We start from the raw sequence: 17,484 nt of genomic DNA, 5'->3' as shown, positions 1-17,484 counted from the left end.
GCCGCCCGGCTCTCCGGGGAGCCCTGGCTGCTGATTGAGATGTGCGCGCTTCGTGCGGTCGCTGATTACGGAGATGACAGCGGGGTGTTCCTCGGGCCGACGGCATGCCGAGCGGTGCGAGGAGGGGCAAGTGAACGAGCGGAAAGCCCGGGTCTGGGCTGGCGTCGACGCGGGCAAGGGCCACCACTGGGCAGCCGTGGTTGACGAGACCGGCGCCACGCTGTGGTCGAAGAAGATCGACAATGACGAGTCGGCGATCCTGACCGCGCTCGGCGAGATCCTCGCCCTGGCCGGCCAAGTGCACTGGGCAGTGGACATCTCCGGCACGTCCTCCGCGCTGCTGCTGGCTCTGCTGGCAGCCCACGACCAGCGGGCCGTCTACGTGCCCGGACGCACGGTCAACCGCATGTCCGGCGCCTACCGCGGTGAGGCGAAGACCGACGCCAGGGATGCCTACGTCATCGCCGAAACCGCCCGCCACCGCAACGACTTCGCGGCGATCGACGTGCCCGCCCAGCTTGCCGCCGACCTCGCGCTGCTGACCGCGCACCGCACGGATCTGATGGCCGACCGGGTGCGGATGATCAACCGCCTGCGGGACGTGCTGACCGGCGTCTTCCCTGCTCTGGAGCGGGCGTTTGACTACTCCGCCCACAAGGGCGCCCTGGTGCTGCTGACCGGTTATCAGACCCCGGCGGCGATCCGCCGACGCGGCCGGGCAAGGCTGACGGCCTGGCTGGCCAACCGCAGTGTCCGCGGCGCCGACATGGTGGCCCGGGCCGCATTGGAAGCCGCGCAGGCCCAGCAGACCGTGCTGCCCGGCGAAGATGTCGCCGCGCAGATCGTCGCCGACCTGGCAGGGCAGATCCTGGCCCTGGACGACCGCGTGAAGCGGATCGACCGGCAGATCCGGGAGACGTTCCGCAGCCACCCGCACGCAGAGATCATCGAGTCCCTGCCCGGCATGGGCCCCATCCTCGGCGCCGAGTTCATCGTCGCCGCCGGTGACCTGTCGGCCTACGCCGACGCCGGCCATCTCGCCTCGGCGGCCGGGCTGGTGCCCGTCCCGCGTGACTCTGGCCGGCGCACCGGCAACCTGCACCGGCCCAAGCGCTACAGCCGCCGCCTGCGCAGAGTGTTCTACATGTCCGCGCAGTCCAGCATCGTCCGCGAAGGGCCGAACCGGGACTTCTACCTGAAGAAGCGCGGCGAGGGCTGCAAGCACGTTCAGGCCGTCATCGCCCTGGCCCGCCGACGAGCTGGCGTGCTCTGGGCATTGCTGCGTGACGGACGGATCTTCACCTCCGCCCCACCGGTCACACAGGCGGCTTGACTTCGTCATTGAGACTCCTTGGTGAGGCGGTTCCAGTCGGTGATCACGGGGACCAGGCCGCCCCCCAGCCACAGGGGGAGCTGGTCGCGGCGGTGCGCGGAGCCGGGGATTCCGGAGGCGCCGAGCGGAACGACCCACAGGCTGTTCGCACGGTCGGCGACGTCCCACACGTAGCGGGCGGCCGGGCCGCGGGCACTGAGGTCGGTGACGCCGGGAACGCTCGACGTGGACAGGACGCAGTCGTGATCGCCGGGCAGGCCCGGACCGGCCTCATCGCCGTCAGGGAGTGCCCGCCAGGCGGCGAGCCGGTGCCGGTCGCCCCAGGTCTCCCCGGCCACCGTGGCCCCGGCGGCTTCCTCGACCGCCTCGCGGACGACCATCTCGCGGTCGACATCCGGGAATTGATCGGTCGTCAGCAGAGTCTCCAGCGCGTACGCGATGCGCGGCGCGAGGGCCAGCCACGGCCGGAAGACCTCCGGGTACGCCTCCCCCATCCCCGTGAGCGGCGCGAACGCCGGATGCGCGGCCAGCTTCCGTACGACCGCCGCCCGCACCCGCGCGTACGCGGCGGCGTCCACGCTCTCCGCGTCCATGTGCCGGTCCCAGGCGAGCAGCCGTTTCCTCAGTGCCGCCGCTTCGGGGCCGAGGCCGTCGAGGCGGGCCACCAGGTCGAGCAGCGGGCGGGCGGAGGCGAGGCGGGTGTCGGTGTGGACGGCGGCCATGCCGGGCGCCGTCCACACCTCCCGCGCGTCGAGCAGCTCCCGTATGCGGTCCGCCCGGTGCGGCGGCGCGAACTCGATGCCGAGGGGCGCGGCGAGGCCCCGCTGGTTCGCCATGACCGCGACGGTGCCGACCGGCTCGCGGGGCAGCTCGCGCAGGCCGCGCCAGGCGTGCCGGGGCTCGTGGGCGGGGACGACGCGCAGCAGGTTCTCGGGGTCGCGCTCAGGCACGGCGCCCGCGACGCGGTGCAGGAGGCCGCCCTCGGTGTCGGCGGCCTGGACGACGTTGACGGGCTCGGCCCAGCGGTCGAAGGCCCGGTCCACGTCGGCGACGGTGCGGGCGCGGAGCAGGGCGGGCAGCGCGGCGAACCCGAGGTCCTCGCGTACGCGCGGTGGCTGGCGCAGCACGATGCCCTCGCCCTCGTCGGGACCGCCGATGACGACCGTCCCGCGCTCGGTCTCGACGACCTCGACCTCCTGCGGCCGCTCGCCCGCCACCTCGAAGGTCTCCACGCTGCGGAACGCGGGCCGCCACCCGTCGGGCCCGAGCGCCTCCACGCCGCCGTCCGGGAGCCGCCGCAGCCGCTCCCGGTACAGGTCCTGACAGTCGGCCATGGCGTTGGTGATCGCCCAGGCGACGGTGCCGGTGTGGCCGAAGTGGCCGACGCCGGGTACGCCGGGGACGGCGAGGCCCACGACGTCGTACTCCGGGCAGGCGAGCCGTATCTGCTGGTAGACGCCCGGGTCCTCGATGTAGCGGTGCGGGTCGCCCGCGATCAGAGGGCCTCCGGTGGCGGTGCGGTCGCCGGTGACGAGCCAGCCGTTGCTGCCGGAGGCGCCGGGGCCGTCCGTGGCGAAGAGGCCGACGGCTCCGGGCCCGACGCGGCGTGCGACCTCGTCGCGCCAGAGCTTGCCGGGGAAGCCGGTGAACAGGATGTGGGTGGAGAGCCAGATACCGAGGGGGGTCCAGGGCCGCCAGCGGCCCGGTTCGAGGCCGGCGCGGGCGAACTCCGGTGCGGCGCCGCCGAGTTCACGCAGTCCGGCGTCGACCCCGGCCACGTACGCGTCGAGCCAGCCGCGCGTCTCCTCGTCGAGCGCTTGGTAGCAGCGCCGGGCCGTGTCGTCGATACGGGCCTGCCGGGCGAACCGGTCCCAGCCGGCGGCCTCCCGGCCGAGGAAGGCGGCGGACGTGCCCTGTGAGCGGTGCCGCTCGACCTCGATCTGCCAGGCCCGGTCGGCGGCGGCGTTGCGCCCCTGGGCGTGGGCCAGTTCCCGCACGCTGTCGGCACGGAGGTGAGGTATGCCCCACTCGTCCCGGTAGACCTCGACGCTCACGCTTTCCCCGCCCCGCCCTCACCCGCCTTACAGATTAGGGCAGCCTAACCTAAGCCGGAAAGGGGTGCGCAGGGGCCCACGCCGCGCGATCATCGACACATGGACGTCACTCTGCACCTCGCCCAGGAGCCGGACGCCGACGCACTCCTCGGCCGGAGCCCGCTGGCCGCGCTCGTCGGCATGCTGCTCGACCAGCAGGTCCCCATGGAGTGGGCGTTCGCGGGCCCGCACACGATCGCCCGGCGCCTCGGCGCCGACGATCTCGACGCGCACGAGATCGCCTCGTACGACCCCGAGGCCTTCGCCGAGCTGCTGGCCACGAAGCCGGCCGTGCACCGCTACCCCGGCTCCATGGCCAAGCGGATCCAGCAGCTGTGCCAGTACCTCGTCGAGCACTACGACGGGGACGCGAGCGCCGTCTGGGAAGGCGTCAAGGACGGCAGGGAACTGCTCAAGCGCCTCAACGACCTGCCCGGCTTCGGCACGCAGAAGGCCCAGATCTTCCTGGCCCTGCTCGGCAAGCAGCTCGGGGTGCGCCCCAAGGGCTGGCGCGAGGCCGCGGGCGCGTACGGCGAGGCCAAGTCCTTCCGTTCGGTCGCGGACATCACGGGACCCGACTCGCTCACGAAGGTGCGGGCGCACAAGCAGGAGATGAAGGCGGCGGCGAAGGCCGCCAAGGCCGCGGGGAGGTAGGACCCGCGACGCGTCAGCTCACACCGCGTCCCGTAGCCCATGAGGGCGGATCTCACCTTCGTTGATCGTCTCCGGGGCGCCACCGGGGGACATTGACGTCCATGAGCACGCACGCCTCCCCCACGGGCGCGGGCCGCCGCACCGCGCGCCGGCCCGCGTGGGCCCGGGCGCTGCTCATCCTCGTCGCGCTCCTCGGCATGGGGTTCGCGTCCGCTGCCCCGTGCGCCGAGGCCGCGGCCGCGCACGCCGAGGCCTCCTCCACCCAACCCGGCGAGCTCCACCAGGACGCCCCCGACACCGCGCTCCGCCTGCCGACGGCGCACGCGACGCGTCTCCCCGCTGAACGCGCCACCCCCGTGCCCCCTGCGCGCCCCTCCGCGCCATTCGCGCGCCCCCGTGCGCCCCGCGCCACCCTCAACTCCCTGAACATCCTGCGCTGCGTCGTCCTGCGCTGCTGACAGCACTGCTCCGCCCTCCCGGCGGACCGAGCCTGCTCACCCCCCACGCACGACAAGGACGACACCCTCATGCCCATCGACCCTTACGCGGTCCTGCGCGCCCTCCTGCTCGCCGAAGCGGCACGCGACGGACGCGCCGTACTCCCCGCGCGCGACACCCCGGACCCCGAGCAACAGACCGACGACAAGGACCAGGACACGGGCCCCCAGGACCGCGCCTGATAGCTCACGGCGATGGTCCCGGCACCGCACCCGCGGGACCGGGACCATCCCGGAGGCGTACGGGCCTTACCTCCGCCGCGTCCCGAAGAGCGACCGCGAGATCTCCCGCCCCAGCTGCGTACCGACCGACCGGGCAAGCGACTTGAAGACCCCGCTGCCCATCACCTGTTCCACGACCGACGTGTCCTCCTTGGGCTTCCCGCGCCCCCCGGAACCCCGCGCCGCCGCCTTCTCGGCCTTCGCCGCCTGAGCCGCCTGCGCCTCGGCGTCCCTGCGCGCCTGCGCCTCGGCCTCCTGGGCCGTGAGCTTCTCGTACGCGGACTCACGGTCGACGGCGTTCGCGTAGCGCGGGTAGAGGACCGACTCCTTCACGGCCCGGTCGAGCGCGGTCGCGTCGATGGGCCCCATCAGCGACTCGGGCGCCCGCAGCCGGGTCGCGGCGACCGGCGTCGGCGCGCCCTTCTCGCTCAGCACGGTGACCACGGCCTCGCCCGTACCGAGCGAGGTCAGCAGCTCCTCGAGGTCGTACGCGGAGTGGGGGAACGTCCTGACCGTCGACTTCAGCGCCTTCTGGTCGTCGGGCGTGAAGGCGCGCAGCGCGTGCTGGACGCGGTTGCCGAGCTGGGCGAGGACGTCGGACGGCACGTCCTTCGGCGTCTGCGTCACGAAGAACACGCCCACGCCCTTGGACCGGATCAGCCGCACGGTCTGCGTGATCGCCTCCAGGAACGCCTTGGACGCGCCGCTGAAGAGCAGATGCGCCTCGTCGAAGAAGAAGACCAGCTTCGGCTTCTCCACATCGCCGACCTCGGGAAGGTCCTGGAAAAGATCCGCGAGCAGCCACATCAGGAACGTCGAGAAAAGGTGCGGCTTGTCCTGCACGGCGGGCAGTTCGAGTACGGAGACCAGGCCGCGGCCGTCCGGGGCCGTGCGCAGCAGCTCGCTGCTGTCGAACTCCGGCTCGCCGAAGAAGTCGCCCATGCCCTGCTGCTCGAACGCGGTCAGCGCGCGCAGGATCACCCCCGCCGTCGTGGTGGAGAGCCCGCCGATGGTCTTCAGCTCCTGCTTGCCCTCGTCGGAGGTGAGGAACGTGACGACCGCGCGCAGGTCCTTCAGGTCGACGAGTTCGAGGCCCTTCTGGTCCGCGTAGTGGAAGATCAGGCCGAGCGACTGCTCCTGCGTCTGGTTGAGCTGGAGGCACTTGGAGAGCAGGACCGGGCCGAAGCCGGTGATGGTGGCCCGCAGGGGGATGCCGGGGCCGATGCCGCCGAGCGCGTAGAACTCGCTCGGACAGCCGGTCGCCCGCCACTCCTGACCGACCTCGGCCGCCCGCTGCGTCACCCTGTGGCCCGGCTCGCCCGGGGCCGAGATGCCGGAGACGTCGCCCTTGATGTCGGCGAGGAAGACGGGGACGCCCTGCGCGGCCAGCTGCTCGGCGATGAGCTGGAGCGTCTTGGTCTTGCCGGTGCCGGTGGCGCCCGCCACGAGGCCGTGCCGGTTGAGCATCCCCAGCGGAATCCGGATCTGCGCGTCCGGCAGGCACTGCCCGTCCCACACGAGCGCGCCGAGATCGAGCGCGGGCCCGGTGAAGGCGTACCCGGAGGCGATCTCCAGGGCGGGGGCGGGGAGGGCGGCGGCGGTCGTGACGCTTTCGGAGGCAGTGGTTCCGGTTGTGGGGGCGGTGGTTCCGGGCGTCAACCCGGCGCCCGCGTCTACCCCTGAAGAAGGGTCCGTATTCGCCGGCGCGGCCGGGATCGGCTCACTGTCACTCATTTCTGGCCCCTGTCCCCGGATTGAGTGTTCCCGGTTTGCCCTTGTTTAGGACGTCATTTCCCAGGCTCGCACTCCGTCTCCATGGCTGCGCCCGGAGAGCCGGGCCCGGTAGGCTTTCCGTGTGATCTTCAAGCGCATCGGAAACGGCCGGCCGTACCCCGACCACGGCCGGGAAAGCACCCGGCAGTGGGCGGACGTCGCGCCGCGCCCGGTCCGCCTCGATCAGCTCGTGACGACCAAGGGCCAGCTCGACCTCGAGACGCTCCTCGCCGAGGACTCGACGTTCTACGGCGACCTCTTCGCGCACGTCGTGAAGTGGCAGGGCGATCTCTACCTCGAGGACGGTCTGCACCGCGCCGTGCGCGCCGCGCTCCAGCAGCGCCAGGTGCTGCACGCCCGCGTCCTGGAGCTGGGCTGAGCGGCGGGCCATGGGCCCGCGTTGACCCTTTCGGGTAGTACCTGGCGCGGGCCAATGATCATTTAGTAGGAATCACCGCCGGGGCGCACTACGCTGCGCCCATGAGCATGCTCACTCCCCCCGGCATGGGCGGCAAGTACCGCATCACGGGAGCCAAATATCCGCGTATGCGCCGGAGCCGCGGGCGCAGCAGGATCGTGCTCGCCGTCGTCGCCTCGGTCGTGGCGGTCGGCCTGATCGGCTGGGGCACCCTGCAGCTGATCGACGTCTTCACCGGCGGCGGTGACAAGGCCTCGGCCGCGGGCGTCACCGGCGACTGCCGGACGAAGTCCTCCGCATCCGCGAGCCCGAAGATCCTGCCGAAGCCCGGCCAGGTCACGGTCAACGTCTTCAACGCCACGCCCCGCAGCGGCCTCGCCAAACAGACGGCGGACGAGCTGAAGAAACGTGGCTTCACGATCGGCGACGTGGGCAACGCGACGAAGGCGTACGACAAGAAGGTCAAGGGCCCCGGCCTGCTGCTCGGCGCCAAGGGCGCCACCGATGCCGCGCTGCCGGTCCTCGGCACGCAGCTCTCCGGCGCCGAACTGAAGACCGACACCCGCGCCAAGCCGGCCGAGGTCGACCTGATCATCGGTACCACGTTCAAGCAGCTCACGACGAAGGCGGACGCCGACAAGGCCCTGGCCGCACTGGCCAAGCCCTCACCGACGTCCGCCACATCGAAGAAGCACTGCTGAGCTGCTGAACCGAACTGCTGAACTGAACCGCTGAACCGCACGACCGAGATCCCGTGAGGGATCCCGCACGGGGTACGGGGTGGCTACTCGGCCGCCCCGTACATCCGGTCGCCCGCGTCGCCGAGGCCCGGGACGATGTACCCGCTCTCGTTGAGCCGCTCGTCGACCGAGGCCGTCACGACCGTCACCGGCGTGCCGGCGAGCTCGCGCTCCATGATCTCCACGCCTTCGGGGGCGGCGAGCAGCACCACGGCCGTCACGTCGTCCGCGCCGCGCTTGATCAGCTCCTGGATCGCCGCGACGAGCGTGCCGCCGGTGGCCAGCATCGGGTCGAGGACGTAGACCTGGCGCCCGGACAGGTCGTCCGGCATGCGCGTCGCGTAGGTGGACGCCTGGAGCGTCTCCTCGTCGCGCACCATGCCGAGGAAGCCCACCTCGGCGGTCGGCAGTAGCCGCACCATGCCGTCGAGCATGCCGAGACCGGCCCGCAGGATCGGCACGACCAGGGGCCGCGGGTGGGAGAGCTTCACGCCGGTCGTGCCCGAGACCGGGGTCTCGATGTCGACCTGCTCGGTGCGCACGTCCCTGGTGGCCTCGTACGCGAGCAGAGTGACCAGCTCGTCGGCGAGGCGCCGGAAGGTCGGGGAGTCGGTGCGCTTGTCGCGCAGCGTGGTGAGTTTGTGCGCCACCAGCGGGTGGTCGACGACGTGGATCCGCATGTCCTCAACAGTAACCGGGTCCGGGCCGCACCCGTGCTGGCATCAAACCCGCCATCGGAGGGAACGTGGAAATGGCGGACTGGGGTGGTGTGCCTATGCCGGAACAGGGACAGCACGACCGGGGACAGGACCCGGAGCGGGAGGGGACCGAGGACGAGCGCCTGCGGCGCCGAGCCCAGTTCCTGCGGGAACTCCGGGAGGCGCGCGAGCTGCGCGACCGGGTCCGCCCACGCCGTGCCAGGGCGGCACGAATGCGGCAGCAGATGCGTATGCGCACGTTCCGCTGGTGACGCCGCGCGAACACAGCGGGCGGAAGACCTCTCCTGAAGCGATGGTTTCTGCCACGATTCCGATTGGGCGGGGCTCGGAACTGCACACCCCGCCTCCCGAGTCCGCCGGGGGGAACTCCAACCGGCACACCTGAGACCAGTGGGAGAGTCACGGTGTACTTCGCCGCACTGCTCGCGCGCACCGAAGACGGGTGGGAAGCGAGCGATACAGAGCTCGACGACGTGGAGGCCCTGTCGGATCTGACCGACCTGGCCCGTGAAGCCTCGGCCGGCGCTGCCGAGGACGACACAGTGCTCGTCTTCATCGAACAGGAGGACGCCTGGTTCGGCGTCGTCCGTGTGGACGGCGAGGAGGATCCTCGTATCTACGTCTCCGACGCGGCAGCGGCCGCCCGGAGTTCGTACGGCGAGATCCTGCTCACCGACGAACTGCTCGGAAAGGATCCCGACCAGGACGAGCTGGATGCCCTGGACCTCGACGGGACCGAGGACGGCGAGCCCGACCCGGCCGACGAGGACGAGGCCGGGGACGACGACGCGGCGGGCACCCCCGCCGAGGCCGTGCCCCCGGGCCCGATCGGGGACCGGATGATCCTCGCCGACCTCGGAGTCTCCGAGAAGGAGCTCCTCGCCCTCGACCCCAACGACGCCCTCAGCGAGATCGCCGAGGTCCTGGGAGCGGCGGAGGTCCTCGAAACGGTCCGATAGGTCCCGCCCGCCCATCATCTGTCCATTTCTCCACGACGATGCCGGTGCCGGCCACGGTCGGCTACATTCCGCCCGTGAGCACCGCAGAACAGGCACCGGACCCCGTACGCGACCCCTGGCGGCAGGCCATGCGCCTCGCCGTCCGGGAGGCGCGGCTCGCCGCCGAGGGCGGTGACGTGCCCGTGGGGGCCGTCGTGCTCGCCCCGGACGGCACGACCGTGCTCGCCTCGGGACACAACGAGCGCGAGGCGACCGGGGACCCGACCGCGCACGCGGAGGTGCTCGCGATCCGGCGGGCGGCCGCGGCACTCGGGGAGTGGCGGCTCACCGGGTGCACGCTCGTCGTGACCCTGGAGCCGTGCACGATGTGCGCGGGTGCCCTCGTGCAGTCCCGGGTCGACCGGGTCGTCTACGGGGCGCGCGACGAGAAGGCCGGGGCGGCCGGGTCCCTGTGGGACGTCGTCCGCGACCGGCGCCTCAACCACCGCCCCGAAGTGATCGAGGGCGTGCTCGCGGACGAGTGCGCGCAGCAGCTCACTTCCTTCTTCCGGGACCGTTAGCCGGGACGCCGGAAGCCCCGCGGGCGGGCCTGTGACGGGCCTCCCGGATACGGATTTCAGACCACGGCCCAACTTGGGCTAGGATCTCTCTCGGTAGCGTGTCCGAGCGGCCGAAGGAGCTCGCCTCGAAAGCGAGTGTGGGGAAACTCACCGAGGGTTCAAATCCCTCCGCTACCGCTGACAACGCCCCTCTTCCCCGGGTCACCGGAGAAGAGGGGCGTTCTGCATGTCCGCCCATGTCCAGCCGCACGCAGACCGATCGGGCAAAACGCCCCGCCCGCCGGGCCGTTGGCGGGAAAAACCGGATAACCAGCTGAACAGACGTCCGGGATACACTCACGCCCGGCAACAGGGGTCACACGGGACACGGGCACGGGGAGGCCAGAGCGTGGTGCAGACGAAAAAAATAGGTCTCTTCGTCGTCGTCGTGTTCGTTCTCTACGTGATCATCACGGACCCGGCCAAGGCCGCGGACTACGTCCAGATAGGCTTCGAGGGCGTCTCGACCGCTGCTCAGAGCATCGGCGACTTCATGACCTGGGTCGTCAACGGCGGCGGGAACTGAGCTACCTCGTCAGCGTCTGCAAGGAGTGCCCGTGATCCGCCATCTGGTCCTCTTCAAGCTCAACGAGGGCGTCGAGCGCGACGAGCCTCGCGTCGTCGAGGGCGTCAAGGCCTTCCGTGCGCTCGGCGGGCAGATCCCGGAACTGACGTTCTGGGAGTGCGACTGGAACATCACCGACCGCCCCATCGCGTACGACTTCGCCATCAACTCGGCGGTCGAGGACACCGATGCGCTCAAGCGGTACATCGAGCACCCGGCGCACCAGGCGGGCGTCGCGCAGTGGCGCGAGTTCGCCACGTGGGTGATCGCGGACTACGAGTTCTGAGCGAATCGCACGGCAAAGCGGCCCTTCACCGGAACGGTGAAGGGCCTTTCTGCGCCTTATGCCTCAACTTGCCCTTCAACACGTGGTTATGCGGTGCTTGCACACAGTGCACCTGTCTTGTGATGCTATGACCGCTTTTGACGGATGAGTTGACGGAGCTGACAGAGACAGAGGTGGCGTTGACCGTGCCGGCCAGTACAGCGCCCCAAGCACCGCCCGCGAAGAGCCGGGGCGCCGACACCCGCGCGCTCACCCAGGTCCTCTTCGCCCAGCTCAAAGACCTGCTGCCGGGGACTCCCGAGCACACCAGGGTGCGCGCCGCCCTCATCGAGGCCAACCTCCCGCTCGTGCGCTACGCGGCGGCCCGCTTCCGCAGCCGCAACGAACCGATGGAGGACGTCGTCCAGGTCGGCACGATCGGGCTCATCAACGCGATCGACCGCTTCGACCCCGAGCGGGGCGTGCAGTTCCCGACGTTCGCGATGCCGACCGTCGTCGGCGAGATCAAGCGCTACTTCCGCGACAACGTGCGCACGGTCCACGTGCCGCGCCGGCTCCATGAGTTGTGGGTGCAGGTGACCGGCGCGACCGAGGACCTCACCACGGCGTTCGGGCGCACCCCCACCACCGCGGAGATCGCCGGGCGCCTGCGCATCGCCGAGGACGAGGTTCTGGCGTGCATCGAGGCCGGGCGCTCGTACCACGCGACCTCGCTGGAGGCGGCCCAGGAGGGCGACGGGATGCCAGGCCTGCTCGACCGGCTCGGCTACGAGGACCCGGAGCTCGACGGCGTCGAACACCGCGATCTCGTACGGCATCTGCTCGTTCAGCTGCCTGAGCGTGAGCAGCGGATCCTGCTGCTGCGCTATTACAGCAATCTGACGCAGTCACAGATCAGCGCGGAATTGGGCGTTTCCCAGATGCACGTGTCAAGACTGCTGGCCAGGAGCTTCGCGCGGCTCAGATCCGCAAACAGGATCGAAGCGTAACCGGAACGGGTGGAGTGCCCTTCCCGGCACTTCCCCGCCGAAATACGTCAGTTCCCCGCCACACCCCCCTTTTCCTGCACCGATTCACCCCATCCATGTCGACATGTCACTACAGCGTGTTGCCGACATGTGACATTCTGCTGGAACCGCGTTTGCCGCGGCCCCGCCTCCGGTATTCAGGTGGAGGCTGCGTTCCTTCCAGACGGGAGCGCCCGCCGCGACCGTCCGCGACCTCAAGGGGGTGGCATGTCCGCAGACCAGGGCAGCTCGAAGGTGCTCACGCTCAGCAAGAGCGCGTCCGCGCCCGACGTGCTTCACAGCTCGCCTGTATCCGGGGCTTCCGAAGCCATCGACACCCGCACCCTGTCCCGCTCCCTCTTCCTGCGGCTCGCCGCACTCGACGAGAACAGCCCCGAGCGTGCCTACGTGCGGGACACCCTCATCGAGCTGAACCTCCCGCTGGTCCGGTACGCGGCGGCGCGCTTCCGCAGCCGTAACGAGCCGATGGAGGACATCGTCCAGGTCGGCACGATCGGCCTGATCAAGGCGATCGACCGCTTCGACTGCGAACGCGGCGTGGAATTCCCGACGTTCGCGATGCCGACCGTCGTCGGCGAGATCAAGCGCTTCTTCCGCGACACGTCCTGGTCGGTGCGGGTGCCCCGGCGCCTCCAGGAGCTGCGGCTCGCGCTGACCAAGGCGAGCGACGAGCTGGCCCAGAAGCTGGACCGCTCGCCGACCGTGCCCGAGCTGGCCGTGGTGCTCGGCGTCTCCGAGGACGACGTGGTCGACGGGCTCGCGGTGGGCAACGCCTACACCGCCTCCTCCCTCGACTCCCCGGCGCCCGAGGACGACGGCGGCGAGGGCTCGCTCGCGGACCGCCTCGGCTACGAGGACACGGCCCTGGAGGGCGTGGAGTACCGCGAGTCGCTCAAGCCACTGCTCGCCAAGCTTCCGCCGCGCGAGCGCCGCATCATCATGCTGCGCTTCTTCGCGAACATGACGCAGTCGCAGATCGGCGAGGAGGTCGGCATCTCGCAGATGCATGTGTCGCGCCTGCTCACGCGGACCCTGTCGCAGCTCAGGGAAGGCCTCATCGCCGACTGAGGCACCGTACGCGGCGCCGGTGCCGTTGACGGGGTTCCGAATTGACGGACCGTCAGACACACTGGCGCGATGCGACGAGGATCGATACGCGGCCGCCGAGGCGCCCTGACGGGCGCGACGGCGGCCGTCGTCTGCCTGGGCGGTCTCCTTGCGGCGTGCGGGAGTTCCGGCGGCGGGGACGGTTATGTGGCGGTCGGCGCGGCCGGTGCCACACCCGACAGGACGCCGGGACGCACGGTGGCGCCGACCGGTGACGTGGAGCTGGTGCCGCTGGACGGGGCCGCCTCGGGGCCACCGGGCCCGTCGGGGTCCGGGACGGGCGGCGGCGAAGATGGTGGCGGCGGCGACAAGTCCACCGGTGAAAGCGGCAGTTCGGGGGATGCGGGCGCCGGGGCTGGAGCAGAGGCACGTACGGGCAGTGGCTCCGGGACACCCGAAGCATCAGGACCCGACGGGTCCGGGCAGCCGTCCACCGGCGCGGGCGGGTCCGACGGCAGTGGCTCCGGCAGTAGTGGCTCCGGAAGTAGTGGCTCCGGCGGCGGGGCGACGACCACGCCGTCCGCCCCCGGCACCGGCACCCCGAGCGGGCCCGCCGCCTTGAAGGTCGGGGACCCGGAGCGCAAGGCCGCGGACAAGCGGTGGTGCGAGGACGTGACCCTGGACATGGTCAACACCGGTGGTGCCGCGGTGCGTTCGGGCACCGTGACGTTCGGGACGCACATCATCGGCGCGCTCGGCATCGACTGGGCCACCGTCGAGTCCACCCAGGACCTCCCCGTGCCGATCGGCGCGGGGAAGCGGAAGAAGAAGACCTGGACGGTGTGCGTCGACGCCTGGCGGGTGCCGCTCGGCATGCACGTGGAGACGCGGGACGTCTCCGTCAAATGGAAGTGAGCCGCTCTCCGGTAACGGGAGGTGAGCGGCTCTCCGGTGAAGGGAAGGGGGCGGCTCTCCGGCGAGAGCCGCAGCGACCTATTTGAGGGCCAGCCAGGCCACGCCGGCCACGATGACGACGGCGAGCACGATGCCGATGATCAGACCCGCGCCGGGTCCCGACTTCGCCGGGGCGGCCTGCTGGCGCGTCTGCGCGGCCGGTTCGTCGACGAAGGCGCGGAACATCTGGGTGCTCCCCGCGGGGTCGTAGTTGCCTTCGGGGGCCGGGCCCTGGGGGTTGTGTGCCATGGGGAAGGACCCTAGCGAATACGTGCGGGCAATGCCATACCCGTGCTGAGCTGCGACTTTACATGTGCAACCCCTCCCCTTTACCGGGTTTTTAGGCTCGTACACCCCTTTTAGTTTGCCTGCGGCAACCAACTGTCTCTATGGTTGCCCTAAGCAACGAAAGTAGGAGGTGCCGTGGCGGAGCAGAGTCAGTACGAAGAGCTCGCCCGACAGTTCAGTGCCTTCGGTGCCGTCAAACGAGACCTCCAGCGGTCCCTGCCGCACGACTGTCCGGCCGGTTCGGCCGCGGTTCTCATGCTCCTCGGCCGGTACGGCGAGATGCGGATGAGCCGCCTGGCGGAACTGCTCGCCGTCGACATGTCCGTGACCAGCCGCCACGTGGCGCACGTCGCCGACCGTGGCTGGATCGACCGGTCGCCCGACCCCGCAGACAAGCGCTCCCGCATCCTCAGCCTTACCGATCAGGGCCTGAAGCAGATCGAACTGCTCTCCGAGCGTTCGACCGAACTGCTCGCCTACCGGTTGAGCGACTGGTCCGACGACGAGGTCGGGCAGCTGATCGCGATGATGAGCCGGCTCCGCGACAGCTTCGGCGACTGCCGGTACACCCCGGGGCTCGTGCAGGCACTTCCGGACGCCACCGAAGAGACCACCCGTACACCCGCTTAAGTAAAGGAACCCCATGGCAACAACCACACCGGCAGGTGTGCGGGGCAGCCACGCCAAGCATGGAGGCGCAGCCCCCGGCAGCGGCGCTCCGATGACACACAAGCAGATCATGGAGGCGCTGTCCGGGCTGCTGCTCGGCATGTTCGTCGCGATCCTGTCGTCGACGATCGTCACCAACGCGCTTCCCGAGATCGTCGGCGACCTGGGCGGCGGCCAGTCCGCCTACACCTGGGTCGTCACCGCCTCGCTGCTCGCGATGACCGCGACGACGCCCCTGTGGGGCAAGCTCGCCGACATCTTCAGCAAGAAGGCGCTCGTACAGATAGCTCTGATCATCTACGTGGGCGGCTCGGTCGTGGCCGGCCTCTCGCAGAGCCCGACCATGCTGATCGCCTGCCGCGTGGTGCAGGGCATCGGCGTCGGCGGTCTGTCCGCCCTCGCGCAGATCGTCATGGCCGCGATGATCTCCCCGCGTGAGCGGGGCCGTTACTCCGGCTACCTCGGTGCGACCTTCGCCGTCGCCACCGTCGGCGGCCCGCTGCTCGGCGGTGTCATCACCGACACCTCGTGGCTCGGCTGGCGCTGGTGCTTCTACGTCGGTGTGCCGTTCGCGATCATCGCGCTCATCGTCCTGCAGAAGACGCTGAAGCTCCCCACGGTCAAGCGCGACAACGTGAAGGTCGACTGGGCCGGTGCCTTCTTCATCACCGCCGCGGTCTGCACCCTGCTCCTGTGGGTGACCTTCGCCGACGACAAGTACGACTGGCTCTCCTGGCAGACCGGCGCGATGGTGGGCGGCGCCGTCGTCCTCGCGCTGATCTTCATCTTCGTGGAGACCAAGGCCGCGGAGCCGATCATCCCGCTGCGGCTCTTCCGCAACCGCACCATCACGCTCGCCTCGATCGCCTCGCTCTTCGTGGGTGTCGCGATGTTCACGGGCACCGTGTTCTTCTCGCAGTACTTCCAGCTGGCGCGCGGCAAGTCGCCGACGATGTCCGGTGTCATGACGATCCCGATGATCGGCGGTCTGTTCATCTCGTCGACCGTCGCGGGCCAGGTCATCACCAAGACCGGCAAGTGGAAGGCGTGGCTGGTCTCCGGCGGCGTGCTCATCACGGCGGGCCTCGGCCTGCTCGGCACGATCCGCTACGACACCCCGTACTGGCACGTCGCCATCTTCATGGCGCTCATGGGTCTCGGCATCGGCATGATGATGCAGAACCTCGTGCTCTGCACCCAGAACCAGGTCGCTCCGGAGGACATCGGTTCGGCCAGCTCCACGGTCACCTTCTTCCGCTCCCTCGGTGGTGCGATGGGTGTCTCGGCGCTCGGTTCGATCATGGCCACGCGCATCACGCACTACGTCAAGGACGGCCTCACCGACCTCGGTCCCAAGGGCGCCGCCCTGGGCCACGGCGGCACCGGCGGCGGCGCCATCCCGGACCTGGACAAGCTCCCCGCGCCGCTGCGCACGATCATGGAGAGCTCGTACGGGCACGGCATCGCGGACGTCTTCCTGATCGCCGCTCCGATCGCGCTGCTCGCGCTCATCGCCACGCTGTTCATCAAGGAGATTCCGCTGCGTACGTCGAACTCCCAGGCTGTTCCGGCCGCCGAGGCCGAGGCCGACGTGCCCGCGGTCGCGGGTGCCGGCGCTCCCCAGGCGGAGGAGCTGGTTCCGGCCATGGCGGGCGCGGTCTCCGCGCCGTCCTCGGACGGCGCGACCCAGCGTCTCCAGGCGGTCGTCACGACGGCGGGCAGCGTCCCGGCGACGGCGTCCACCGGTGGCGGCACCCCGGTCCGCGGCTTCGTCCGCGGCTCCGAGAGCGCCCCGGTCCCGCGGGCCGCGGTCACGCTGATCTCGCTCGGCGGACGCCAGCTGGGCCGCGCGGTCTCCCAGGGCGACGGCGCCTACGGGCTCGACGCCCCCGGCGCGGGTTCGTACGTCCTGATCGCCTCGGCCGACGGCTACCAGCCGCAGGCCTCCACGGTCGTCGTCGGCGAGGAGCCGGTCGCGTACGACATCCTGCTCAGCGGCACCAGCGGCCTGAGCGGCGTCGTGAAGTCCGTGGACAGCAAGCTGCCGGTTCCCGGCGCCATGGTCATCGTGACCGACGTCCGCGGTGACGTCCTCGCCACCGGGCTCTCCGGCGAGCAGGGCGAGTTCACCTTCGCCGAGCTGGTCCCGGGTGCGGTGACCGTGGCGGTCACCGCGGCAGGACACCGTCCGCTCGCGCTGCCCGTCGAGGTCGGCGGCACCGGGGTCACCCGGGTCGAGATCGGGCTGCACTCCGGTGCGCAGGTCGCCGGTGTGGTCCAGGCCGCGGGCGGTCCGCTGAACGACGCGCGGGTGACGCTCGTCGACGCGGCGGGCAACGTGGTCGCCACGGCGACGACCGGTCACGACGGCGCGTACGCCTTCACCGACCTGGACAGCGGCGAGTACACGGTCATCGCGACCGGCTACCCGCCGGTGGCCACCGGTCTGACGGTCAACGGCGGCGGCGCCGAGGGCCACGACATCACGCTCGCCCACCCCGGCGAGTGACGACCCCGGGCAGGGGCGCGCTTCGAGCGGAGACGCGCCCCCGCCCGGTAGTGGGAAAAGGACCCCGGAACCGGTGGCGGCACTACGGCAGGGGACGGCCGGCCGCCACCGGACCGGGGTCCGGCCCGTTT

The 17,484-nt window shown here is 70.7% G+C and carries 20 protein-coding genes and 1 tRNA gene; 17 read left to right on the top strand and 4 right to left on the bottom strand.

The features are described from left to right. Positions 1-130: 130 nt before the first annotated feature. The gene (locus OG456_RS18935) at positions 131-1,333 is read left to right on the top strand and encodes an IS110 family transposase (RefSeq protein ID WP_266562512.1); all 1,203 of its coding nucleotides are present in this window, start codon (positions 131-133) and stop codon (positions 1,331-1,333) included. 5 nt (positions 1,334-1,338) lie between these two features. Here the strand turns inward: OG456_RS18935 and OG456_RS18930 are convergent, their stop codons facing one another. After that, entirely contained in the window at positions 1,339-3,387 is a 2,049-nt protein-coding gene (locus OG456_RS18930; RefSeq protein ID WP_266562510.1) for a penicillin acylase family protein, read from the bottom strand. Between the two features lie 99 nt (positions 3,388-3,486). On the opposite strand from OG456_RS18930, the gene OG456_RS18925 reads away from it, so the two are divergent. From OG456_RS18925 to OG456_RS18915, 3 genes are all read left to right on the top strand, one after another. Further along, positions 3,487-4,080 carry an HhH-GPD-type base excision DNA repair protein gene (locus tag OG456_RS18925; RefSeq protein ID WP_266562508.1) on the top strand — a complete coding sequence of 198 codons (594 nt, stop codon included), beginning with the start codon at positions 3,487-3,489 and terminating at the stop codon, positions 4,078-4,080. Between the two features lie 101 nt (positions 4,081-4,181). Then, a complete protein-coding gene (locus OG456_RS18920; protein WP_266562506.1) occupies positions 4,182-4,538 on the top strand; it encodes a hypothetical protein in 357 nt (118 codons plus the stop codon). A gap of 69 nt (positions 4,539-4,607) precedes the next feature. Further along, positions 4,608-4,760 carry a hypothetical protein gene (locus OG456_RS18915; RefSeq protein ID WP_266562504.1) on the top strand — a complete coding sequence of 51 codons (153 nt, stop codon included), beginning with the start codon at positions 4,608-4,610 and terminating at the stop codon, positions 4,758-4,760. A 66-nt stretch (positions 4,761-4,826) separates the two neighbouring features. On the opposite strand, the gene OG456_RS18910 is transcribed toward OG456_RS18915, so the two are convergent. Then, a complete protein-coding gene (locus OG456_RS18910; RefSeq protein ID WP_266562502.1) occupies positions 4,827-6,533 on the bottom strand; it encodes a helicase HerA-like domain-containing protein in 1,707 nt (568 codons plus the stop codon). A 121-nt stretch (positions 6,534-6,654) separates the two neighbouring features. Between OG456_RS18910 and OG456_RS18905 the strand changes: the two genes are divergently transcribed. Next, complete coding sequence (locus OG456_RS18905; protein ID WP_003955420.1) at positions 6,655-6,951, top strand: type II toxin-antitoxin system VapB family antitoxin; 297 nt, start codon at positions 6,655-6,657, stop codon at positions 6,949-6,951. Between the two features lie 101 nt (positions 6,952-7,052). Next, positions 7,053-7,691, top strand: a complete 639-nt coding sequence (locus OG456_RS18900) for a LytR C-terminal domain-containing protein (RefSeq protein WP_266562500.1) — start codon at positions 7,053-7,055, stop codon at positions 7,689-7,691. Positions 7,692-7,774: 83 nt separating this feature from the next. Here OG456_RS18900 and upp read toward each other — a convergent pair whose 3' ends face one another. Continuing rightward, the gene (gene upp / locus OG456_RS18895) at positions 7,775-8,410 is read right to left on the bottom strand and encodes a uracil phosphoribosyltransferase (protein WP_266562498.1); all 636 of its coding nucleotides are present in this window, start codon (positions 8,408-8,410) and stop codon (positions 7,775-7,777) included. A 95-nt stretch (positions 8,411-8,505) separates the two neighbouring features. Between upp and OG456_RS18890 the strand changes: the two genes are divergently transcribed. From OG456_RS18890 to OG456_RS18850, 9 genes are all read left to right on the top strand, one after another. Next, entirely contained in the window at positions 8,506-8,700 is a 195-nt protein-coding gene (locus OG456_RS18890) for a hypothetical protein (RefSeq protein WP_266562496.1), read from the top strand. Positions 8,701-8,853: 153 nt separating this feature from the next. Continuing rightward, entirely contained in the window at positions 8,854-9,408 is a 555-nt protein-coding gene (locus OG456_RS18885) for a hypothetical protein (protein ID WP_266562494.1), read from the top strand. A gap of 128 nt (positions 9,409-9,536) precedes the next feature. Next, entirely contained in the window at positions 9,537-9,968 is a 432-nt protein-coding gene (gene tadA, locus OG456_RS18880; RefSeq protein WP_266569339.1) for a tRNA adenosine(34) deaminase TadA, read from the top strand. A gap of 92 nt (positions 9,969-10,060) precedes the next feature. Beyond that, positions 10,061-10,145 (top strand) — tRNA-Ser (locus OG456_RS18875). Positions 10,146-10,356: 211 nt separating this feature from the next. Continuing rightward, positions 10,357-10,533, top strand: coding sequence for a hypothetical protein (locus OG456_RS18870; protein ID WP_116512180.1), 177 nt, complete (start codon positions 10,357-10,359; stop codon positions 10,531-10,533). Positions 10,534-10,564: 31 nt separating this feature from the next. Next, positions 10,565-10,858: a Dabb family protein gene (locus OG456_RS18865; RefSeq protein WP_116512179.1), complete on the top strand. Its 294-nt coding sequence runs from the start codon at positions 10,565-10,567 to the stop codon at positions 10,856-10,858. A gap of 173 nt (positions 10,859-11,031) precedes the next feature. Next, the gene (locus OG456_RS18860) at positions 11,032-11,847 is read left to right on the top strand and encodes an RNA polymerase sigma factor SigF (protein ID WP_266569338.1); all 816 of its coding nucleotides are present in this window, start codon (positions 11,032-11,034) and stop codon (positions 11,845-11,847) included. A 246-nt stretch (positions 11,848-12,093) separates the two neighbouring features. After that, entirely contained in the window at positions 12,094-12,954 is an 861-nt protein-coding gene (locus tag OG456_RS18855) for an RNA polymerase sigma factor SigF (RefSeq protein ID WP_266562490.1), read from the top strand. A 69-nt stretch (positions 12,955-13,023) separates the two neighbouring features. Next, positions 13,024-13,848 (top strand): hypothetical protein, encoded by an 825-nt coding sequence (locus tag OG456_RS18850; RefSeq protein ID WP_266562488.1) that lies wholly within the window; start codon positions 13,024-13,026, stop codon positions 13,846-13,848. A gap of 78 nt (positions 13,849-13,926) precedes the next feature. Here the strand turns inward: OG456_RS18850 and OG456_RS18845 are convergent, their stop codons facing one another. Next, the gene (locus OG456_RS18845) at positions 13,927-14,136 is read right to left on the bottom strand and encodes a hypothetical protein (RefSeq protein ID WP_266562486.1); all 210 of its coding nucleotides are present in this window, start codon (positions 14,134-14,136) and stop codon (positions 13,927-13,929) included. A 174-nt stretch (positions 14,137-14,310) separates the two neighbouring features. Here OG456_RS18845 and OG456_RS18840 point away from each other — a divergent pair, with 174 nt between their 5' ends. Further along, positions 14,311-14,805: a MarR family winged helix-turn-helix transcriptional regulator gene (locus tag OG456_RS18840; protein WP_266562484.1), complete on the top strand. Its 495-nt coding sequence runs from the start codon at positions 14,311-14,313 to the stop codon at positions 14,803-14,805. A gap of 13 nt (positions 14,806-14,818) precedes the next feature. Further along, positions 14,819-17,353 carry an MFS transporter gene (locus OG456_RS18835; RefSeq protein WP_266562478.1) on the top strand — a complete coding sequence of 845 codons (2,535 nt, stop codon included), beginning with the start codon at positions 14,819-14,821 and terminating at the stop codon, positions 17,351-17,353. Positions 17,354-17,484 lie beyond the last annotated feature (131 nt).

The organism is Streptomyces sp. NBC_01446 (assembly GCF_026340095.1).
In the GTDB taxonomy this organism is placed as follows: Bacteria; Actinomycetota; Actinomycetes; order Streptomycetales; family Streptomycetaceae; genus Streptomyces; species Streptomyces aureus.
This window is presented reverse-complemented; position numbering and strand designations above follow the sequence as displayed.

What these genes read in the sequence shown, in the direction of transcription:
- OG456_RS18925 (WP_266562508.1), top strand. Translation starts at nt 3,487, where the DNA reads ATGGACGTCACTCTGCACCTCGCCCAGGAGCCGGACGCCGACGCACTC.
- OG456_RS18920 (WP_266562506.1), top strand. Translation starts at nt 4,182, where the DNA reads ATGAGCACGCACGCCTCCCCCACGGGCGCGGGCCGCCGCACCGCGCGC.
- OG456_RS18915 (WP_266562504.1), top strand. Translation starts at nt 4,608, where the DNA reads ATGCCCATCGACCCTTACGCGGTCCTGCGCGCCCTCCTGCTCGCCGAA.
- OG456_RS18910 (WP_266562502.1), bottom strand. Translation starts at nt 6,533, where the DNA reads ATGAGTGACAGTGAGCCGATCCCGGCCGCGCCGGCGAATACGGACCCT.
- OG456_RS18900 (WP_266562500.1), top strand. Translation starts at nt 7,053, where the DNA reads ATGAGCATGCTCACTCCCCCCGGCATGGGCGGCAAGTACCGCATCACG.
- upp (WP_266562498.1), bottom strand. Translation starts at nt 8,410, where the DNA reads ATGCGGATCCACGTCGTCGACCACCCGCTGGTGGCGCACAAACTCACC.
- OG456_RS18890 (WP_266562496.1), top strand. Translation starts at nt 8,506, where the DNA reads ATGCCGGAACAGGGACAGCACGACCGGGGACAGGACCCGGAGCGGGAG.
- tadA (WP_266569339.1), top strand. Translation starts at nt 9,537, where the DNA reads ATGCGCCTCGCCGTCCGGGAGGCGCGGCTCGCCGCCGAGGGCGGTGAC.
- OG456_RS18855 (WP_266562490.1), top strand. Translation starts at nt 12,094, where the DNA reads ATGTCCGCAGACCAGGGCAGCTCGAAGGTGCTCACGCTCAGCAAGAGC.
- OG456_RS18850 (WP_266562488.1), top strand. Translation starts at nt 13,024, where the DNA reads ATGCGACGAGGATCGATACGCGGCCGCCGAGGCGCCCTGACGGGCGCG.
- OG456_RS18845 (WP_266562486.1), bottom strand. Translation starts at nt 14,136, where the DNA reads ATGGCACACAACCCCCAGGGCCCGGCCCCCGAAGGCAACTACGACCCC.
- OG456_RS18835 (WP_266562478.1), top strand. Translation starts at nt 14,819, where the DNA reads ATGGCAACAACCACACCGGCAGGTGTGCGGGGCAGCCACGCCAAGCAT.